The organism is Pseudonocardia humida, from assembly GCF_023898865.1.
GTDB classification, from domain to species: domain Bacteria; phylum Actinomycetota; class Actinomycetes; order Mycobacteriales; family Pseudonocardiaceae; genus Pseudonocardia; species Pseudonocardia humida.
Map to the genome: position 1 here is coordinate 155,041 of NZ_JAGSOV010000041.1, position 15,596 is coordinate 170,636.

A 15,596-nucleotide genomic window follows, 5' to 3' on the forward strand; every position below is an offset into this window, starting at 1 on the left:
GCGTTTGGGTTGCGCCGAACAGAGGGCATTCGATCGGGGTGACGATGACGGGGTCGGAGACGGACGAACGCGAGGACACCAGGACCTACCGCGGACCGGGGGGCGTGGGCCGCCCGAACCTGGCCGGGCTGCCCGGGGTGCACCGCCACGACGACGGCGAGGCTCGTGTGCTCGAGGTCGAGCGCCACGACACTGACGACCGCGGGCTGGCCGCGGCCGGTCTCGCCCTGACCGTCCGCCGGGACGGCGACACCCCGCACTGGCGGCTGGAGGGGGCGGGCGAGCCGCGGCGGGTGCCGCTGGCCGCCGACGCGCCCCCGGTGCCCGACGTGCCCGACGAGCTGGCCGAGCTCGTCCGCGGCGCCACCCGCGGCCGGACCGTCGGCCCGGTCGGGCGTCTGCGCACCGTCCGCACTCGCACGGTGCTGTCCGCCGACGACGTCGACGTCGCCGAGGTCGTGCACGACGACATCACGTTGGCGCTGCTGGGCGACACCGCCGAGGTGCGCGGGTGGAGCGAGGTCGCCGTGCGCTCCCGCGGCGCCTCCGCCGAGGTCCTCGACGGGATCGAGCAGCGGTTGGCCGAGATCGGCCTGCGCCCCGCCCCACCCGCAGGCGAGGCCGAGCTCGACCGGCTGCTGCGCCCGGCGAGCCGCTCGCGGTCCACGGGCCGCAAGGGTTCGGCCGGGGAGGCCGTCATGCGCTACATCGCCGCCCAGGCCGACCGCCTCGCCGCCGAGGAGCTGCGGGTGCGCGCCGCCGAGCCCGACTCGATCCACCAGATGCGGGTGGCGTCCCGCCGGCTGCGCAGCGCGCTGCAGGCCTACCGCCCGCTGCTCGACCGCGGGCGCACCGAGCCGGTCGTCGACGCGCTGCGCGACCTGGGCCGGGCCCTGGCCCCCGCGCGCGACGCCGAGGTGCTGCGCCAGGGGATCTCCGAGCAGCTGGCTGACCTGGAGCCCGAGCTGCGCCTGGGCGCCGTCGAGGCGATGGTCACCCGGCACTTCGCCCGCGAGGAGGCCGAGACCGCGGCCGCCGCGCTGTCCGCGCTGGACGGCGAGCGCTACGCCTGGCTGCGCTCCGCCCTCGACGACCTGCTGGAGCGCCCGCCCCTGCGGAAGCGGGCCGGGCGCAAGGCCGGTCGGGAGCTGCCCGCCGTGCTCGCGCGCACGGGCCGGAAGCTGCAGAAGGCCGTGCACCGGGCGACCGACGCCCAGGCGCCCGCCGCCGACCGCGACACGGCCACCCACGCCGCGCGCAAGGCGGGCAAGCGCCTGCGCTACGCCACCGAGGTCGCCCGGCCCGCCCTGGGCCGCCCGGCCAAGCGCTTCGCCACGTCGCTCAAGCCCCTGCAGAAGGCGCTGGGCCACCACCAGGACGCCGTCGTCGCCGGCGACGCCCTGCGCAGGCTGGGTGGACAGGCCCACACCGAGGGCGAGAACGGCTTCAGCCTCGGCCTGCTCTACGCCCGCGGCGAGGCCCGCAAGCAGCGGATCGAGCGCGAGCTGCCCGACCTCTGGCGCCGCACGTGGACGAAGAAGACCACCGCCTTCCTCCGCTGACCCCTCGCTGACCCCTCGCTGACCCCCCGCTGACCCCCCCGCTGACCCCTCCCTGACCCCTCCCCCCACCCGTCTCCCGTGTCAGGAAAGCCACCATCAGGACGCCAGGTGCCCTGATGGTGGCTTTCCTGACGTCCGGGCGCGGCGGGGCGGGAGACTGGCGCGGTGAGCGACGACGAGCGCCCGGGGCCGCCGACGACCAGCCGGTCGGTGCTGCTGCTGACGCTGAGCAGGCGGATCGAGGCCGAGCTGGGGGCCGCGCTGGCCCCGCTCGGGCTCACGGTCGGTCGGCTCGGCCTGCTCGGGCACATCTCCGGGGTGCCGGGCGCGTCGTTCAGCGAGCTGGCCCGGATGTCGGGGGTGAGCGTGCAGAGCGTGCACGCCGCGGTGAAGGCGCTGGTCGCGGCCTCGCTGGTGCGCGACGGGTCGGCGCGGGCCGGGGCGGCGTCGCGGATCGAGCTCACCGAGGAGGGCGCGCGGCTGCTGCGCGCCGCGATGACCGCGGTGGCCGGCGTCGACCGGGCGCTGTTCGGGCCGGACGCCGATCCCGTCCTGCGCAGGGTCGGCGACGCGGCGGCGGCCGCGTTCGAGGAGGACGTCCGCGGCTGACCCACCTTCAACCGCTCTGAAGCTTCTGCTAGCTTCAGTGCAACTGAAGGTGAGGGGGAGCCGTGGAAGGTGTCCTGCTGTCCGTGCACGTGCTGGCGGCCATCGTGTTCGTCGGCGGCTCGGCCGTCGCGGCGAGCCTGTTCCCGCGCTACGCGCCGGTCGCCGTGAGCGTCCCGGCCGGCGACGCGGCGGCGCCGGAGCAGCCGGCCGGGGAGCGCAACCGCGCGGTCGCCGTCGCGCTGCACCGCGTCACCCGCGTCTACGGGGTGCTGGGCCTGGTCGTGCCGGTCGTCGGGATCGTGCTCGCGATGGTCCAGGGCCGGATGGGCGAGATCTGGATCAACATCTCGATGGTGCTGACGGTGCTCGCCGGCGCCCTGCTCGCGCTGGCCGTCGCCCCGATGCAGCGCGACGCGCTGGCCGCCCCGGACGACGGCGGGCAGCTGCGCAGGCTGGGCATGCTGGCCGGGATCTACAACCTGCTGTGGGCGGCCGTCGTGGTGCTGATGATCGTCCGTCCGGGCGGGCACTCCTGAGCCCGCGCCCGGCGCACGTGCGACGATCGCGGGCGTGACCACACCGGATGTGGAGCCGCGGGACGCGGTGGCCGACCTGCGGCGGATCGCCTTCCTGCTGGAGCGCGCGCACGAGTCCACCTACCGGGTCCGGGCGTTCCGCACCGCGGCCGCGGCGCTCGTCCGCCGCACCCCCGACGAGATCGCCGCCATGGTCCGCTCCGGCGAGCTGAAGCGGCTCAAGGGGGTCGGCGAGGTCACCGCGCGCTGCGTCGCGGAGTCGGTGGCCGGTGAGGAGCCGGTCTACCTGCGCCGGCTCGAGGCCATCGGGAGCACCCCGCTCGACGAGGCGACCGCGGCGCTGCGGGCCGCGCTCAAGGGCGACTGCCACAGCCACACCGACGCCTCCGACGGCGGTTCGCCGCTGCGCGAGATGGTGGAGACGGCGCAGGGCCTCGGCCACGACTACCTCGTGATCACCGACCACTCGCCCCGGCTGACCGTGGCCAACGGGCTGTCCGCCCAGCGGCTGCGCGCGCAGCTGGAGCAGATCGCCGAGCTCAACGCCGAGCTGGGCACGGGCTTCCGGGTGCTCACCGGCATCGAGGTCGACATCAACGAGGACGGCTCCCTCGACCAGGACCCCGACCTGCTCTCCGAGCTCGACCTGGTGGTCGCCTCGGTGCACTCCAAGCTGCGCAGCCCGCGCGAGGAGATGACCGAGCGCATGCTGACCGCGATCGAGAACCCGCACGTCGACGTCCTCGGCCACTGCACCGGCCGGATGGTCACCGGCAACCGCAAGCGCCCGGAGTCGCAGTTCGACGCCGACGCCGTGTTCGCCGCGTGCGCCGCGAACGGCGTGGCCGTCGAGGTGAACTCGCGCCCCGAGCGGCTCGACCCGCCCAAGCGGCTGCTGCGGCTGGCCGTCGAGGCGGGGTGCCTGTTCACCATCGACACCGACGCGCACGCCCCCGGCCAGCTCGACTGGCTCGACAACGGCTGCGGGCGCGCCGCGGCCTGCGGCGTCCCCACCGATCGCATCCTCAACACCTGGCCGGTCGACCAGCTCCTCACCCGCGCCCGCTGACGGGTCGGGGCGGGGTCAGGGGCGGGGGGAGAGGAGCTCGTCGGCGGTGGGCGGGTCGGCGCCGCGGCGCGAGCAGGTGATCGCGGCGGCCACCGCGGCCTCGTCGAGCAGGGCGTCCAGGGTGGGCTCGTCGATCGCGCGCAGCGCCGGACGGGCGTCGGCGCCGAGCAGGCCGCGGCGGTGCAGCCCGGCCAGCAGCGCCGCGGAGTACGTGTCGCCCGCGCCCACCGTGTCGACCACCTGCACCGGCACGCCCGGCCGGCGGGACCGCAGGCCGGCCGCGGTGCCGGCGATGACGCCGTCGCCGCCGAGGGTGACCGCGACGAGCGCCGGGCCGCGGCCGAGCCAGTCCTCCAGGACCGACTCCGGCGTCCTGCCCGGGTGCAGCCACTCCAGGTCCTCGGCGCTGACCTTGACCACGTCGGCCACCGCCAGCAGCTCGTGCACCCCGCCCAGCACGTCGGCGGGCTCGCCCATCAGCATCGGCCGGCAGTTGGGGTCGTAGCTGACGGTGGCGGTGGCCGCCGCGCGCGAGAGCAGCTCGCGCAGCGCCGCGGCCCCGGGCGGCGTGGTCAGCGCCAGCGACCCGGAGTGCACCGCGACGACCGGGCCGTCCAGCGCCCCGTCCAGCTCGGCGGGCGTCCACTGCCAGTCGGCCGTGCCGTCGACCCGGAAGTCGTAGGTGGCGCCGCCGTCGGGCCCCACGGCCACCAGCGCGAGGCTGGTCTGCTCGGTGGCGGTGACGGCGTGGTCGAGCTCCACGCCGTTGGCCGCCAGGTGCTCGCGGATGCGCACGCCGAGCATGTCCTCGGCGATCCGGGCGAGCAGCCGGGCCCGCACGCCGAGCCGGGACAGCCCGACCGCCACGTTCGCCGGGCTGCCCCCCGGTGCCATCTCGAAGTACCCGTCGACCGGCGCGGGCACCACGTCGACCAGTGCCTCGCCCGCGACCACCACGATGCCGCGCTCGTTCGCTGCGATGACGCCTCCCCTCGCCGGTGCGACTGCGGTGCCGCCCGTCGGGACATGCTGGCAACCCGGCACCCGCCCGCGCCAGGTCCTGGGCGGCCCGGCCGGGGGAGATCAAGTCGGGCGGGGGGTCACCCGGTGACGACGCCGTCGAGCTTCGCCAGCACGCCGTCGTGGATCCGCGCCAGGCCCCGCGGCGCGAACGTGCGCTCGAAGAACCCGCCGATGCCCCCGGCGCCCTTCCAGGTCGTCTCCACGGCGACCTCGCTGCGGTCGGCGCCCTTGGGCGTGACCGTCCACGTGGTGACCATGCTGGAGTTCGTGTCGGACTCCACGATCCGGTCCGCGGCGGGCACGCTCACCTCGACGAGCTGGTCGCGCCGGCGCGACTTGGTGGCCTGCAGGACCCAGTGCACCCGGCTGCCCGCGCCCTGCCCGCCGGCCTCCACGCGGTAGTCGCGGTACTGCTCGGTGAGGATGCTCGGGCGCACCGTCTCGTAGTCCGCGAGCGCCGCGCGCACCTTCTCCGCCGGTGCCTCGATCGTGCGTGCCGTCCGGGCCGTCACCTGTGCCATGGGCCCATCCTGCCCCGGCTCCCACGACCGGGGCAGGACGGGCCTCTCGCTCCCGGCTCGGGGACCGGGTTGCCTGTGGGGTGCGGCTAGACCGGGGTGGCCTTCCTGCCGTCGGGCGTGATCGCGTACCAGGCGCCGCCCACGCCCTGGCCCTCGGTGGCGCCGGGGGCGGTGTCGCCGCTGAAGCGGTAGACCGCCCAGCCGTTGACCGTCAGCTGGGTGCTGCCGTCCGGGCGCTCGAGCAGCCCGATCGCGGAATCCTCCACGCCGTCGACGCCGAGCTTGCCGTTGCGGTCGACGACGAACGGCGGCCACTTCTCGGCGCAGTCGCCGACGCAGGTGGTGGTGGGCGGCTCCGCGGAGTCCTCGTCGAACCGGTAGAGGGTGTAGCCCTCCTGGTCGACGAGCACCGTGCCGAGGTCGGCCACCTCCTGCGCGGTCAGCGCCGGGCGCTCGCCCGCCGCCGGGGCGCCCGGCGCCTGCGCGGCGGCCGACGCGCCGGCGGGGGCCGCGGGCGCGGCCGGCGCCGCGTCCCCGGCGCTGCACGCCCCGAGCGCGAGCACGGCGGTCGCGGCCGCGGTCAGGCGGGCCAGACGGCTGACGGACATGGGACACCTTCCGGGTGGGAACCGGCTTCGAACGGGACACGGCCCGGGTGGGCGGCGGGTTCACGCCATCGCCGAAGAACCGGAAAGAATCTTGGTCCGGCGTTGACCCAGTCGAGCGCGGCGTCCGTGTGAGGGGTTGTGGCACGGACCCCGAGGGACGAGGCGCTGATCACGGCGGTATACGCCGAGCACGGTCGCGCCCTGCTCGCCTACGCCACCCGGCTCACCGGTGATCGGGCGACGGCGGAAGACGTGGTGCAGGAGACCTTGGTGCGCGTGTGGAAGCACCCCGACGTTCTGGTGAACGGTCGGGGATCGGTGCGGGGCTGGTTGCTCACGGTGGTGCGCAACATAGTCATCGACCGGGCGCGCGCCAGGTCGTCACGGCCCTCGGAGGTCACCGACGACGAGATCGTGGCGCCCATCGCGCCCGACCACGCCGGCGGTGTCGTCGACTCGCTCACCGTGCTGGCCGCGCTCGAACAGCTCTCCCCCGAGCACCGCGGCGTGCTCGCGCACCTGTACTTCGCCGGTCGCACGCTCGACGAGACGGCTCAGGTGCTGGGGGTCCCACCCGGAACGGTGCGGTCCCGGAGTCACTACGCCTTGAAGGCGCTGCGGCGCCTCGTGGAAACGCCTGCGGAGGTACCGGCATGACCGATCGTCACGTTGCGGGCGACCTCGGCGTCTACCTCGCCGGTGCCCTGGAGGCGCGCGAAGGCTGGGCCGTCGAGTCGCATCTCGCAGCATGCGGATGGTGTTCCAACGAGCTGAGGGAGTTGCGCGAGGTGACCGCCCTGCTGGACGGGATGCCGCCGGAAGTGCTGCTCGACGGGCCACCGGACGGCAGCGACCTGCTGCTGCGGCGCACCGTCCGGCAGATACGGCGGGAGAGCAGACGCGGTAGACGGGTCCTCGGTGCGGCGGCGGCCGTGCTGGTGGGCGCGGCCGGGGTGGCCGGCGGGTTCGCCTACGGCCAGCAGACCAACCCGTCCGTCGTGGCCGTCCAGCAGCAACCCCCCGCGTCGACCGCTCCGGTCGAGGCGCCGGTCGACGCGCTCGTCGCGAAGGCGGCCGACGCCAGGACCGGGGCCGAGGCAGAGGTGACCGTGACGCCGAGCGCGGGCTACGTCCGGGTCTCGGCCACGGTCGAGGGCGTGCCGCCCGGCGAGCGCTGCCGGATGATGGTGGTGACCAAGGACGGCGACCGCCAGATGGCCTTCGCCTGGATCACCGGCGAGGGCAACGGCGAGCCGCTGACCGGCTCGGCGCTCGTGGCCCCCGACGACGTCGCCTCGATCGACGTGGAGTCCGAGGACGGCCGGACGTTCGTGTCGGTGCCGCTCTGATCCCGCCCGACGACGACCGTCCCGCCGGGAACGGGGTCGTGGTGGGCGAGACGGTCCCTCGGCCCGCCACGACCCCGTCCCCGGCGGGACGGCCGCTCACCCGGTCCAGCAGCTGATCTCCACGCCGTCCTCCACCGGGAAGCTCACGCCGACGTAGCCGCTGCCCCGGGGCGCGGACGTGTTCGAGGTGGGGCTGCACGCTCGCCATCCGGTGTCGTCGGCCGGGTCTGCGGCGCGTCGCCGGCGAGCACGGTGGCGTGCGCGGCCAGGCCGGCCTCGGCGAGGTGGAGGGTGGAGATCCCGAACGAGGTGCCGAACTCGACGACGGTGTCCAGCCGCGTCACCGCACAAGGGCGTAGAGCAGCGCGTCCGCTTCCGCCGAGATCGGCCTGTGCACCCCCGCCAGCGCGTCGGCGCGGTCCTCATCGCGGGCGGCGCGGCGTGCAGGCGGTCGAGCGCGGCGAGCTCGACCCGGCGCCGACCTCGACGATCTCGTGGACCGCCTGGTCGGGCCCGTGCACTACCGGGTGCTGGTGACCGGCGACCCGGTGCCGGGGGAGTTCACCGACGCGCTGGTGGCCGCGGTGCTGGCCGGGCTGCCCGCTGGCCCGCGGTCATGAGGCGGGGGGCGGGCCCGCGAGCTCCGCGGTGGTGGACTGCTTGCCGAGCTCGACGACGCTCGCGACCTCCCGGCCTTCGACGAGCGCGTCGACCGGCACCGCACCGGCGCGCACCGCGCCCGCGGTCTCACCGGTCCACCGGGCCGCCTGCAGTACCCCGGCGGCCAGCCCGCCGGCCGCGTGACCGGCTTCGGCCATCGTCTCCAGCAGCCGCGCGATCCGCTCGGCGATCCGCCCGGCCAGCAGGGTCGCGTCCACGATGACCCACCCGATGCTCGCGGCCAGGGACACCCCGCTGGTGAGCAGGGAGAGCAGCGAGCCGAGCAGGATCCACTCGACCACGTCGGCGATGAACTCGGCGATCAGGTCGCGCACGATCGACCGCACGGTGCCGACGCCCGCGGCCGAGGTGATCAGCAGGGTGGCGAACCGGTCGACCTGCTCGGCCGTCTCCGACATCCGGGCGGCCCGCTGCTCGACCGCCTGCCGGTAGGCCTCGGCGGCCTCGCCGGTCCACGGCACCGGCCCGGTGACGGCCAGGCCGCGTTGCGCCGCGGCGATGGCGGACAGCTCGACCGAGACCCGGTGCCAGGACTGCGCCTGGGCCTTGACCTCGTTCGGATCGCCGGCCAGCACGCCCATCGGCTCGCTGAGGAACCAGACGTGCTCCATGAGCCAGCCCGCGCCGGCCTCGAGCAGCGCGCCGAACGGGTCGACCACGAAGCCCAGGCCGTCCAGCGCGACCCCGAGGCCGGCGAAGGCGATCTCGAAGCCGTCGCCGCTGTGGACCGCGGTGCCCAGGTCGTCGACGCTGGAGAAGACGCCCGCGCCCTCGAGCGCCTTCGGGGGCTCCGGCTCGGTCGAGACGGGGGCGGTCATCGCGCGAGCCCGTCGAACGCGGAGACGGCGGCCCGCTCGGTGTCGAGGTAGCCGTCCCGGGTGCCGCGCAGCCCGTCGGCGCCGCGGTCGGTGTCGAGCGCGAGGTCGTCGAGGGCGTCGGAGATCAGGCCCGCGGCCACGAGCGCGGGCCCGGCGAAGGGCTGCCCCGCGACGCCGTAGGCCCGCGGGTCGATCGGGCGGGCGCCCGCGGCGGCGGCCCGGACGCGCGAGGAGAGCTCGTCGGTCCGCGCGGAGGTGTCGGCGAGGTCGCCGGGGTCGACGCGGAAGCCCCCGACCATCACGACCGCCCTCCGTCCGGACGCGGCGACCCGGTGGGCGGCGGGGTCGGCACGTCGCCCCGCAGCAGGCGCATCGCCCGGCTGTCGTCGCCGAGCAGCGGGGACATCGCGGCGATCGCCTCGGCCGCGGCGTCGCGGCGGGCGGTACCCGCGGTGGCCACGATCGTGGCGGCCAGCTGCGTGCGGCCCATCTGCGTGGCCCGGTCGGAGAGCACCAGCGCGCGCAGCCCGCCCGCCGGGTCGACCGTGACCGTGACCGCCCCGTCGGGGCTGGTCGCCGTGGCCTCCGCGCGGGCCAGTGCGTCCTGCGCGCGTCCTGCGCGCGCTTCGAGCTCGGCGAGTCGGGCGCGGTAGCCGACCAGCCATTCCTCTGCGTCCACGAGCGGGGACGGTACGTGCGCGCCTCCCGTCCCCGTGGGCGTTTCGCACAACTCGGCCAGGGTCCGAGCGGCGGGGCCGGTGTCGCCGTTACCGTCCCGTGACCGGTAGCGGTGGTGCGTCGACCGACCGCGACGGGCCGACCGCTCGCCCGGTCACGGCGTGCGGTCGACGTCCGGCGGTGGGCGTCGACGGCACCGGCCGGTCGGCTGCGCCGAGCGGCCGACGTGGGATTCCTGAAACCGTGACGTGGCATACGGCTGTGCCGCTACCCCTGACCGGGCGAATGCGCTGCCGCTCGGCGCGGTGGACCGGACGCGTGGCGTCGTCGTCCCTCAGGAGAGCAACTCACCGGTGCCGGCCCTCCCTACTGTCCGGCCCGAGCGACGAGAACTCCCCGACGCCGCTCACCGAACTTCCCCTCCAGGAGATCCGATGCGAACCATGGAAACCCGTCCGGCCTTCGGCATCGTGCGCACCGAGCTGGCGGTCGTCGGCATGAACTGCACCAGCTGCGCCCGGCACGTGGAGACCGCCCTGGTGACCCTCGGCGACGTCACCGCCGAGGTGGACATCGTCTCGGCCACCGCCGTCGTGGCCCACCCGGCCACCCTCCCGGTCGCCGACCTCGTCACCGCGATCGAGGACGCCGGCTACGTCGTCGTCGGCCGGGGCGCCGACGGCCTCGGCGTCGCGCTGCCCGAGGCCGGCTGAGCCGCCCCGCCCCCGGAGTCCGTCAGAGCTCGAGCGCCCGGGCGATCGGCACCCCCGGCCGGTAGGCCAGATGTAGGTGGCTGGGGGCGTCGAGCACCGCGAGGTCGGCCGCGCCGCCCACCCCGACGACCCCGACGTCGGACCGGCGCAGCGCGGCCGCCCCGCCCGCGGTGGCCGCCCACAGGGCCTCGCCCGGCGTCAGCCCCATCTCCCGCACCGCCAGCGCGATCATCAGCGGCATCGACGAGGAGAAGCAGGTGCCGGGGTTGCAGTCGGTGGCCAGCGCCACGACCGCACCGGCGTCGAGCAGCCGGCGGGCGTCCGGGTAGGGCGAGCGGGTGCTGAACTCCACGCCGGGCAGCAGCGTCGCCACGGTGTCGCCGCCGGCCAGCGCGTCGACGTCGGCGCCGTCCAGGTGCGTGCAGTGGTCCACGCTCGCCGCGCCCAGCTCCACCGCCAGGCGCACGCCCGGCCCCGGGCCCAGCTGGTTGCCGTGCACCCGCAACCCCAACCCGGCGGCCCGCCCGGCCGCCAGCACCGCCCTGGCCTCGTCGCCGTCGAAGGCGTGCCGGCTGGCCGGCTCGCAGAACACGTCGACCCACCGGGCGTGCGGCGCGCAGGCCGCCAGCATCGGCCCGGTCACCAGGTCGAGGTAGTCGGCGCGGTCGGCACCCGCGGGCACGACGTGGGCACCCAGGAACGTGGTCTCGGCGGTCACCTCCCCGGCCAGCCGCAGCGCCCGGACCTCGTCGTCGACGGTCAGCCCGTAGCCGCTCTTGACCTCCACGGTGGTCGTGCCCTGCCGGCGCATCTCCGCGACCCGCTCGCCCAGCAGGGCGCGCAGGCGGTCGTCGTCGGCGGCGCGGGTGGCCGCGACCGTGGTGGCGATGCCGCCGCCGTCGTAGGGCCGCCCGGTCATCCGGGCCGCGAACTCCGCGCCCCGGTCGCCGTCGAACACCAGGTGCGAGTGCGAGTCGACGAACCCCGGCACGACCGCGCGCCCGCCCAGGTCGCACCGGTCGTCGGCGGCCGGGGCGTCGGTGGCCGGCCCCACCCAGGCCACCCGCCCACCCTCGACGACGACGGCCGCGTCGCGCAGCACGCCCAGCGGCGAGCCGTCCCCGATCGCGGGGTCGTTCGTCACCAGCTCACAGATCCCCGTCACCAGCGTCGCGATCCCCGGCCGTTGTTCAGGAACCGGGGGGAGAGGGGGCGGCGGGGTGGTCACGGGTCCTCCCAGAGGGGGGCGATGGCGGCGGTGAGGAGCGTGCCGACGTCGCCGAGGCGGTGGCGGCCCTCGCGCACCACGACCTCGCCGCCGACCAGCACCGTGTCGACGTCGGCCGCGGTGGCGGCCAGCAGGACCTGGGCCGGGTCGGCGCCGGCGGTGCGGACGGTGTCGGTGCGCAGGGCGACCAGGTCGGCGGGGGCGCCGACGGCGAGTCCGGCGTCGGAGCCGCCGATCGCGGAGTGCCGGGTCAGCGCGGCGAGCAGGTCGTCCGGCCGGAACCGGCCGCGCTCGCCGGAGGCCAGCCGGGCGTGCATCTCCAGCGCCCGCGCCTCCTCGACCAGGTCGACCACGGCGTGCTGGTCGCTGCCCAGCGACAGCGGTGCCCCGGCCACGGCCAGCTCGACGGCCGGGCCGATGCCGTCGGCGAGGTCGCGCTCGGTGGTCGGGCACAGGCACGCGCCGGTGCCGCTCGCGCCGAGCGCCGCGATGTCGGCGCCGGTCAGGTGGGTGGCGTGCACGGCGGTGGTGGTCGGGCCGAGCAACCCCTCGGACTCCAGCAGCGCGGTCGGGGTGAGCCCGTGCGCGGCCAGGCAGGCCGCGTTCTCCGCGGGCTGCTCGGAGAGGTGCACGTGCAGCGGGCGGCCCGCGGCCACCTCGGCCACGGTGACCAGGGCCGCGCGCGGCACCGCGCGCACCGAGTGCACGGCCACGCCGTGGGCCGGTCCGGCGGCGGCGCGCGCCGCCCAGGAGTGCGCGTCGCCATCGCCGAAGCGGCGCTGCACGCCCTCCAGCGGGCGGTGGCCGTCGGCGTCGAGGCCACCGGCGAGGTAGCAGGTGTCCAGCAGGGTCAGCCGGACCCCGGCCGCGGCGGCCGCGTCCACCAGCGCGCGCGACATGACGTGGGGGTCGTCGTAGGGCCGCCCGCCGGGGCCGTGGTGCAGGTAGTGGAACTCGCCGACGGCGCTGACCCCGGCCAGCGCCATCTCGGCGTAGGCGGCCGTGGCCAGCGCCCGGTACGAGTCGGGGTCGAGCCTCCCGGCCACGGCGTACATGCGTTCGCGCCAGGTCCAGAACGTGCCGCCGCGGTCGTGGGTGCGCCCGCGCAGCGCGCGGTGGAAGGCGTGGCTGTGGACGTTGGCGAAGCCGGGCAGGGCGACGCCGGGCAACCGGTGCGCTGCGCCGGGCGCCGAGCCCGGCCGCACGGCGCTGAACCGCCCGTCGGCCACCTCGAACAGCACGCTGCGGGCCGGTCCGGTGGGCAGCAGGGCGTGCGCGGACCACCAGGTGGCGCTCACCCGACCAGGCTCGCCAGCACCGTGCTCAGCGCCCGCACGCCGGCCTCGCAGTCGTCGGGCTCGGCGTGCTCCAGCGGGGAGTGCGAGACGCCGGTCGGGTTGCGCACGAACAGCATCGCCGTGCGCACGCCCGCCGCGGACAGGATGCCGGCGTCGTGGCCCGCGCCGGTGTCGAGGACCGGGACCCCGCCGAGCAGGCCGGCCAGCTCCGCGGCCAGGTCCGCGTCGAAGCGGGTGACCCCGGTCCAGGACTCCTGCTCGACCCGGCCGCCGTGCTCCTCGACCGCGGCGGTGACGTCGGCGACCGTCGCGAGGACGCCCTCGGGGACCGGGCCGCGCGCGTCCAGCCAGCCGGTGACCCGCGACGGGATCGCGTTCACCCCGTTCGGCTCCACCCGCAGCTTGCCGCAGGTGGCGACGGTGTCGTGGCGCACCGCGGCGGCGCGGGCCGCGAGGACCACCGCGGCCATCGCCAGCATCGGGTCGCGCCGGTCGGCGAGCAGGGTGGTGCCGGCGTGGTTGGCCTCGCCGGGCAGCTCGTAGCGCCAGCGCCCGTGCGGGCGGATCGCGGAGCCGACGGCGACCGGCGCGTCCATGTCGACCATGGCCCGGCCCTGCTCGACGTGCAGCTCGACGAACGAGTCGATCCGGCGCAGGGTCTCGTCGTCGCGCCCGACGTGGGAGACGTCGAGCCCGGCGGCGGCCATCGCCTCGGCCATCCGCACGCCGTCGCCGTCGGTCAGCCCGCGCGCGCGGTCGGCGTCCAGGGCCCCGGTGAGCAGCCGCGACCCGGCGCAGGCGATGCCGAACCGGGCGCCCTCCTCGTCGCCGAAGTGGACGACCGCGAGCGGCTTGGTCGGCCGCACCCCCGACTCGCGCAGCGCGTCGACCGCGGCCAGCGCCGAGACGACGCCCAGCGGCCCGTCGAAGGCGCCGCCGTCGGGCACCGAGTCGAGGTGGGAGCCGACCGCGACGCCGGGGCCGTCGGCGTCCGGGTCGCCCCACCACGCCCACTGGTTGCCCGCCCGGTCCTGGACGAGGTCGAGCCCGCGGGCGGCGGACTGCCCGGCGAACCACTCGCGCAGCCGGGCGTCCTCCGGGGTCCAGGCGTAGCGCCGGTACCCGCCGGTGCCGGCCCGCCCGAGCTGCTCCAGCTCGCCCCACATGCCCCAGAACGACCCCGTCACGGGGTCTCCCGCATCGGGATGCGGATGTCGTGCTCGGCGGCCGTCGTGGCGGCCTGGTCGTAGCCGGCGTCGACGTGGCGCAGCACGCCGGTGGCCGGGTCGTTGCTCAGCACCCGTTCGAGCTTGGCCGCGGCCAGCTCGGTGCCGTCGGCCACGCTGACCTGCCCGGCGTGGATCGAGCGGCCGATGCCCACCCCGCCGCCGTGGTGGATGGACACCCAGCTCGCCCCCGACGACGTGCTCACCATCGCGTTGAGCAGCGGCCAGTCGGCGATGGCGTCGGAGCCGTCGGCCATGGCCTCGGTCTCGCGGTAGGGCGAGGCCACCGAGCCGGTGTCGAGGTGGTCGCGGCCGATCACGATCGGCGCCGAGACCTCCCCGGAGGCGACCAGCTCGTTGAACCGCAGCCCGGCCTTGTCGCGCTCGCCCTGGCCCAGCCAGCAGATGCGAGCGGGCAGGCCCTGGAACGCCACCCGCTCGCCCGCCGCGCGGATCCACCGGTGCAGCTGGTCGTTGTCCGAGAACAGGTCGAGCACCGCGCGGTCGGTGGCGTGGATGTCGGCCGGGTCGCCGGACAGCGCCACCCACCGGAACGGGCCCCTGCCCTCGCAGAACAGCGGCCGGATGTAGGCGGGCACGAAGCCGGGGAAGGCGAAGGCGCGGTCGAAGCCGCCCTGGCGGGCCTCGTCGCGCAGGGAGTTGCCGTAGTCGAAGACCTCGGCGCCGGCGTCGAGGAAACCGACCATGGCCTCCACGTGCTTGGCCATGGAGGCCCGGGCGCGGTCGGTGAACTCCTCGGGCTTCTTGGCCGCGTAGTCCTCCCAGTCGTCGAGGTCGACGCCCTCGGGCAGGTAGGACAGCGGGTCGTGGGCCGAGGTCTGGTCGGTGACGATGTCGACCTCGACGCCGCGGCGCAGCAGCTCGGGCAGCACGCTCGCGCAGTTGCCGACCACGCCCACCGACAGGGCGCGGCGGCCCGCGCGGGCCTCGGTGCAGAGCCGGACGGCCTCGTCGAGGGAGTCGGCCAGCTCGTCGAGGTAGCGGTGCTCGACCCGGCGGCGCAGCCGGGCCGCGTCCACGTCGACGACCAGGCACACCCCACCGTTGAGGGTGACCGCGAGCGGCTGCGCGCCGCCCATGCCGCCGCAGCCGCCGGTCACCGTCAGGGTGCCGGCGAGGGTGCCGTCGAAGCGCTTGGCGGCGACCGCGGCGAAGGTCTCGTAGGTGCCCTGCAGGATGCCCTGGGTGCCGATGTAGATCCACGAGCCGGCCGTCATCTGGCCGTACATCGTCAGCCCGAGCCGCTCCAGCCTGCGGAACTCCGGCCAGGTGGCCCAGTCGCCGACGAGGTTGGAGTTGGCGATCAGCACGCGCGGGGCCCACTCGTGGGTGCGCAGCACGCCGACCGGGCGGCCCGACTGCACCAGCATCGTCTCGTCGTCGGCGAGCGTGGTCAGGGTGCGGACCATGGCGTCGAACGAGCGCCAGTCGCGCGCGGCCCGCCCGGTTCCGCCGTAGACGACCAGGTCGTCGGGGCGTTCGGCGACCTCGGGGTCGAGGTTGTTCTGCAGCATCCGCAGCGGGGCCTCGGTCTGCCACGACCGGGCGGTGAGCGCGGTGCCGCGGGGGGCACGCACGGGTCGTGCGCCGTCCATGGGGTCCTCCGGGGGTCGTGAGCGGGTTTCCCGGTTATAGCCGGGAAACCCGCTCACGACG

The 15,596-nt window shown here is 76.1% G+C and carries 19 protein-coding genes; 8 read left to right on the top strand and 11 right to left on the bottom strand.

Translation table 11 applies throughout. The features are described 5' to 3' along the window. Nucleotides 1-104 precede the first annotated feature (104 nt). The 4 genes from KDL28_RS41595 (at nucleotide 105) to KDL28_RS20760 (ending at nucleotide 3,776) form a co-directional block, all read left to right on the top strand. Nucleotides 105-1,562: a CYTH and CHAD domain-containing protein gene (locus KDL28_RS41595; RefSeq protein WP_252441103.1), complete on the top strand. Its 1,458-nt coding sequence runs from the start codon at nucleotides 105-107 to the stop codon at nucleotides 1,560-1,562. A 165-nt stretch (nucleotides 1,563-1,727) separates the two neighbouring features. Beyond that, nucleotides 1,728-2,171: a MarR family winged helix-turn-helix transcriptional regulator gene (locus tag KDL28_RS20750; protein ID WP_252441104.1), complete on the top strand. Its 444-nt coding sequence runs from the start codon at nucleotides 1,728-1,730 to the stop codon at nucleotides 2,169-2,171. A gap of 62 nt (nucleotides 2,172-2,233) precedes the next feature. Next, the gene (locus KDL28_RS20755; RefSeq protein ID WP_252441105.1) at nucleotides 2,234-2,707 is read left to right on the top strand and encodes a hypothetical protein; all 474 of its coding nucleotides are present in this window, start codon (nucleotides 2,234-2,236) and stop codon (nucleotides 2,705-2,707) included. A 34-nt stretch (nucleotides 2,708-2,741) separates the two neighbouring features. Continuing rightward, nucleotides 2,742-3,776 (top strand): PHP domain-containing protein, encoded by a 1,035-nt coding sequence (locus KDL28_RS20760; RefSeq protein ID WP_252441106.1) that lies wholly within the window; start codon nucleotides 2,742-2,744, stop codon nucleotides 3,774-3,776. Nucleotides 3,777-3,791: 15 nt separating this feature from the next. Here the strand turns inward: KDL28_RS20760 and KDL28_RS20765 are convergent, their stop codons facing one another. The 3 genes from KDL28_RS20765 to KDL28_RS20775 all read right to left on the bottom strand — a co-directional run bounded on the left by KDL28_RS20765 (nucleotide 3,792) and on the right by KDL28_RS20775 (nucleotide 5,928). Next, on the bottom strand, nucleotides 3,792-4,733 hold the full coding sequence (locus tag KDL28_RS20765; protein WP_252441107.1) for a carbohydrate kinase family protein: 942 nt from the start codon (nucleotides 4,731-4,733) through the stop codon (nucleotides 3,792-3,794). Between the two features lie 143 nt (nucleotides 4,734-4,876). Then, the gene (locus tag KDL28_RS20770) at nucleotides 4,877-5,320 is read right to left on the bottom strand and encodes an SRPBCC family protein (RefSeq protein ID WP_252441108.1); all 444 of its coding nucleotides are present in this window, start codon (nucleotides 5,318-5,320) and stop codon (nucleotides 4,877-4,879) included. An 86-nt stretch (nucleotides 5,321-5,406) separates the two neighbouring features. Beyond that, nucleotides 5,407-5,928 (bottom strand): hypothetical protein, encoded by a 522-nt coding sequence (locus KDL28_RS20775; protein WP_252441109.1) that lies wholly within the window; start codon nucleotides 5,926-5,928, stop codon nucleotides 5,407-5,409. 138 nt (nucleotides 5,929-6,066) lie between these two features. Between KDL28_RS20775 and KDL28_RS20780 the strand changes: the two genes are divergently transcribed. Together KDL28_RS20780 and KDL28_RS20785 are read left to right on the top strand one after the other, a co-directional pair. Beyond that, a complete protein-coding gene (locus KDL28_RS20780; protein WP_214405987.1) occupies nucleotides 6,067-6,585 on the top strand; it encodes a sigma-70 family RNA polymerase sigma factor in 519 nt (172 codons plus the stop codon). Continuing rightward, nucleotides 6,582-7,277: a zf-HC2 domain-containing protein gene (locus tag KDL28_RS20785; RefSeq protein ID WP_252441110.1), complete on the top strand. Its 696-nt coding sequence runs from the start codon at nucleotides 6,582-6,584 to the stop codon at nucleotides 7,275-7,277. The genes KDL28_RS20780 and KDL28_RS20785 overlap by 4 nt, the downstream gene beginning before the upstream one ends. 143 nt (nucleotides 7,278-7,420) lie before the next feature. Here KDL28_RS20785 and KDL28_RS20790 read toward each other — a convergent pair whose 3' ends face one another. Continuing rightward, on the bottom strand, nucleotides 7,421-7,621 hold the full coding sequence (locus KDL28_RS20790; RefSeq protein WP_252441111.1) for an O-methyltransferase: 201 nt from the start codon (nucleotides 7,619-7,621) through the stop codon (nucleotides 7,421-7,423). Nucleotides 7,622-7,666: 45 nt separating this feature from the next. On the opposite strand from KDL28_RS20790, the gene KDL28_RS42155 reads away from it, so the two are divergent. Next, nucleotides 7,667-7,897, top strand: coding sequence for a TetR-like C-terminal domain-containing protein (locus tag KDL28_RS42155; protein ID WP_256502278.1), 231 nt, complete (start codon nucleotides 7,667-7,669; stop codon nucleotides 7,895-7,897). Here KDL28_RS42155 and KDL28_RS20800 read toward each other — a convergent pair. Genes KDL28_RS20800 through KDL28_RS20810 form a run of 3 tightly spaced genes read right to left on the bottom strand, consistent with a single transcriptional unit; the run spans nucleotide 7,892 to nucleotide 9,455 of the window. Continuing rightward, a complete protein-coding gene (locus KDL28_RS20800; RefSeq protein ID WP_252441113.1) occupies nucleotides 7,892-8,776 on the bottom strand; it encodes a WXG100 family type VII secretion target in 885 nt (294 codons plus the stop codon). The genes KDL28_RS42155 and KDL28_RS20800 overlap by 6 nt on opposite strands. Beyond that, a complete protein-coding gene (locus KDL28_RS20805) occupies nucleotides 8,773-9,078 on the bottom strand; it encodes a hypothetical protein (protein WP_252441114.1) in 306 nt (101 codons plus the stop codon). The genes KDL28_RS20800 and KDL28_RS20805 overlap by 4 nt, the downstream gene beginning before the upstream one ends. Further along, nucleotides 9,075-9,455 carry a YbaB/EbfC family nucleoid-associated protein gene (locus tag KDL28_RS20810; RefSeq protein ID WP_252441115.1) on the bottom strand — a complete coding sequence of 127 codons (381 nt, stop codon included), beginning with the start codon at nucleotides 9,453-9,455 and terminating at the stop codon, nucleotides 9,075-9,077. The genes KDL28_RS20805 and KDL28_RS20810 overlap by 4 nt, the downstream gene beginning before the upstream one ends. Before the next feature lie 433 nt (nucleotides 9,456-9,888). On the opposite strand from KDL28_RS20810, the gene KDL28_RS20815 reads away from it, so the two are divergent. Further along, a complete protein-coding gene (locus KDL28_RS20815; protein WP_252441116.1) occupies nucleotides 9,889-10,167 on the top strand; it encodes a heavy-metal-associated domain-containing protein in 279 nt (92 codons plus the stop codon). Nucleotides 10,168-10,189: 22 nt separating this feature from the next. Here KDL28_RS20815 and hutI read toward each other — a convergent pair whose 3' ends face one another. From hutI to hutU, 4 genes are read right to left on the bottom strand one after another with little or no spacing between them, the layout of a single operon-like run. Continuing rightward, nucleotides 10,190-11,344 carry an imidazolonepropionase gene (gene hutI, locus KDL28_RS20820; RefSeq protein ID WP_252441128.1) on the bottom strand — a complete coding sequence of 385 codons (1,155 nt, stop codon included), beginning with the start codon at nucleotides 11,342-11,344 and terminating at the stop codon, nucleotides 10,190-10,192. 47 nt (nucleotides 11,345-11,391) lie between these two features. Next, entirely contained in the window at nucleotides 11,392-12,693 is a 1,302-nt protein-coding gene (locus tag KDL28_RS20825; protein ID WP_252441117.1) for a formimidoylglutamate deiminase, read from the bottom strand. Then, a complete protein-coding gene (locus tag KDL28_RS20830; protein WP_252441129.1) occupies nucleotides 12,690-13,859 on the bottom strand; it encodes an allantoate amidohydrolase in 1,170 nt (389 codons plus the stop codon). Before KDL28_RS20830 ends, KDL28_RS20825 begins: the two co-directional genes overlap by 4 nt. 17 nt (nucleotides 13,860-13,876) lie before the next feature. Continuing rightward, nucleotides 13,877-15,535, bottom strand: a complete 1,659-nt coding sequence (gene hutU / locus KDL28_RS20835; protein WP_252441118.1) for a urocanate hydratase — start codon at nucleotides 15,533-15,535, stop codon at nucleotides 13,877-13,879. Between the last annotated feature and the right edge of the window lie 61 nt (nucleotides 15,536-15,596).